General features: G+C 61.1%; 4 protein-coding genes. 3 read left to right on the top strand and 1 reads right to left on the bottom strand.

Annotation, left to right across the window (positions count from 1 at the left end):
• On the top strand, positions 1–599 hold a 599-nt coding region (gene eutC / locus PFH44_RS26515; protein WP_283826685.1), incomplete at its 5' end, for an ethanolamine ammonia-lyase subunit EutC.
• 106 nt (positions 600–705) lie between these two features.
• On the opposite strand, the gene PFH44_RS26510 is transcribed toward eutC, so the two are convergent.
• Entirely contained in the window at positions 706–882 is a 177-nt protein-coding gene (locus PFH44_RS26510; RefSeq protein ID WP_045854146.1) for a hypothetical protein, read from the bottom strand.
• 273 nt (positions 883–1155) lie between these two features.
• On the opposite strand from PFH44_RS26510, the gene PFH44_RS26505 reads away from it, so the two are divergent.
• Positions 1156–1965, top strand: a complete 810-nt coding sequence (locus tag PFH44_RS26505) for an ABC transporter substrate-binding protein (RefSeq protein ID WP_045854145.1) — start codon at positions 1156–1158, stop codon at positions 1963–1965.
• Position 1966: 1 nt separating this feature from the next.
• The coding region (locus PFH44_RS26500; protein ID WP_283826684.1) for an amino acid ABC transporter ATP-binding protein at positions 1967–2750 on the top strand (784 nt) is incomplete at its 3' end.

Here is a 2750-nt window from a genome sequence, read left to right as displayed (position 1 = left end):
AGATGGGCCTCTCGTCGCTGACGGTGCACAGCGCCGCCGCCGATCGGCATATCTACCTTAACCGCCCGGATCTGGGGCGACGGCTGAACGACGAGAGCCGCTCGGACCTCGCCGCCAGCGGCGCGCGTCCCGCCGACCTGCTGCTGGTTATCGGCGACGGGCTCTCCTCTTACGCGGTGCAGCGCCAGGCCCTGCCGCTGATCCGCGCCCTGCTGCCCTACCTGCAGACGCTGGGGCTGAGCCTCGCGCCGGTGGTGCTGGCCCATCAGTCTCGGGTCGCGCTGGGGGATGATATTGGCGAAACGCTGCGGGCCCGCGCGGTGGCGATACTGATTGGCGAACGGCCGGGGCTTTCGTCACCGGACAGCCTCGGGGTTTACCTGACCTGGCAACCGCATCGTCAGCGGCTGGAGTCGGAGCGCAACTGTATTTCGAATATTCGCCCGGAAGGGCTGGGCTATGATGCCGCCGCCTTTAAGCTGGCGTGGCTGCTGGAGCAGGCTTTTCTGCGCCGACTGACCGGCGTGCGTCTGAAGGATGAAAGCGATAATCCGGCACTGCATGGCAGGGTGAAACCCCTGGTCATCGGGAAAGATTAAAGCTGCTCGGGGCTGCGGCAGATGAGTTCGGTCGCCGCAACCGCAAGCAGCCTTGTGCTACACAAAGCACACCTCGTTCCAGTAGGCTTCACGCGTCCTGCGCCGCTCAGTATGTTTTATCATGGCGAAACCACCGTGTTTCAACATTCCCCATATCAATGCCGTACAGGCTGGCGACCGGTAATATGGCCTCCATCATTCGCTGGGTATCCTGCTGTCCGGCTTCAGCGTGAGATAGCGAAGCCAGCCAGCGCGTCATTCGTTGCCATAGTGCGAGTTTCATTTTTTCCTCCGTCGGGAAGCGTTTCGCCTGGGTCTATTTCAACCACAGCCTGCGCCGCTCGGGAAATATCAATTCCGTCTTTTCAATCCCGGAAGATGCATATTACGCGTCTTCTCCAGGGCCGCCGGGCGGGCGCCGCCCTGCGCCAATACCCATGATCTCGCTAAGTTCTTTTTCGCTATAGATAAGAACTTTTTCTTCTTTGCCGTCAGCGGCCTGTTTGTGGGAGCGTAATAACCACAAAACATATACAGGGACTCAGGGGATATAATAATGCGCAAGACAAAAACAAAAATTGCACTGGCGCTGGGCATTCTGGTGCTTGCCGCACAGGCTCAGGCCGACCAGCTGGCGGATATCAAAGCCGCCGGAGTAGTAAAAGTCGCCACCTTCGACGCCAACCCGCCGTTTGGCTCGGTTGACCCGAAAACGCACCAGATCGTCGGCTATGACGTTGATTTCGCCCAGGCGCTGGCTAAATCCCTCGGCGTGAAGCTGGAGCTGGTCGCCACCAACCCGGCCAACCGCATTCCGCTGCTGCAGTCCGGTAAGGCCGATCTGATCGTCGCCGATATCACCATCACCCCGGAACGCGCGCAGGTGATTGATTTCTCAACGCCGTACTTTGTCACCGGCCAGCAGTTCCTTGTGCCGGCTAAATCGGCGGATAAGCTTGACGACTACGGCAAAGCGCGCATCGGGGCGGTAAAAGGCACCACCGGCGAGCAGGCGCTGCACCAGCGCTTCCCGCAGTCGCGCGTGCTCTCCTATGACGATATTCCGCTGGCGCTGACCGCGCTGCGTAACGGCAACGTGCAGGCGATTACCCAGGACAGCACCATTCTCGCCGGCCTGCTGGCGGAGGCGCCGGATAAGGCCAACTTTAAAATCATCCCCGATCTGCTGAGCAAAGAGGAGATCGGCGTCGGCGTGAAGAAAGGCGAGCCGGCGCTGCTGAAGGCGGTGAACGACGAGCTGGTGAACCTCGAGAAATCCGGCCAGGCGGCAAAAATTTACGACGTCTGGTTCGGCCCGGCGACCAAAACCCCACAGCCGCGCGCGTTTACCATAGAAGCTAAATAATATGTTATCGGGTTTATTTTCACGCTCCGCGGCCTCGGCCGCGGATTTTTCACATCTGCAGAATGCCAGTATCGAACTGCGTAAAGCGGCAAAAAGCTACGGCGAACATCGGGTGCTTAACGGCGTCGATCTGCAGATAAATCCCGGAGAAGTGGTGGCGATCCTCGGCCCTTCCGGATCGGGGAAATCAACGCTGATCCGCCTGATCAACCAGCTCGAAACCCTGAGCGACGGCGAGATCCTGATCGACGGCAGGCCAACCCGGCATCTTACCGCCGCCGCGCTGCGCCAGCTGCGCAGCCGCGTCGGGTTCGTGTTTCAGCAGTTTAATCTCTACGCCCACCTGACGGCGCAGGAAAACATCACCCTGGCGCTGGAGCGCGTGCACGGCTGGACGAAAAATGCCGCCCGCCAGCGGGCGCTGGAGCTGCTGCAGCAGGTGGGGCTGGAGGATAAGGCCAGCCAGATGCCGGCCCAGCTCTCCGGCGGCCAGCAGCAGCGCGTGGCCATCGCCCGCGCACTCGCCTCTTCGCCGCAAATTATTCTGTTCGACGAGCCCACCTCGGCGCTCGACCCGGAGATGATCGGCGAGGTGCTGCAGGTGATGAAAACCCTGGCCCACAGCGGCATCACCATGGTGGTGGTCACCCACGAGATGCAGTTTGCCCGCGAGATTGCCGATCGGGTGGTGTTTATCGACGGCGGCGATATCCTCGAAGTGGCGCCGCCGGCGGAGTTTTTCGCCCGGCCGCAGCACGCCCGCAGCCGCCGCTTTCTGCAAAAGG

Origin of the sequence: Klebsiella sp. Ech2A (assembly GCF_030078455.1) — a bacterium.
Lineage (GTDB): Bacteria > Pseudomonadota > Gammaproteobacteria > Enterobacterales > Enterobacteriaceae > Klebsiella > Klebsiella terrigena.
Note: the sequence above shows the minus strand (reverse complement) of the source record. Positions and strands in the feature narration are given on the sequence as shown.

Excerpts from the sequence above, each read along its gene's own strand:
- PFH44_RS26510 (WP_045854146.1), bottom strand. The coding sequence starts at position 882 with ATGAAACTCGCACTATGGCAACGAATGACGCGCTGGCTGGCTTCGCTA.
- PFH44_RS26505 (WP_045854145.1), top strand. The coding sequence starts at position 1,156 with ATGCGCAAGACAAAAACAAAAATTGCACTGGCGCTGGGCATTCTGGTG.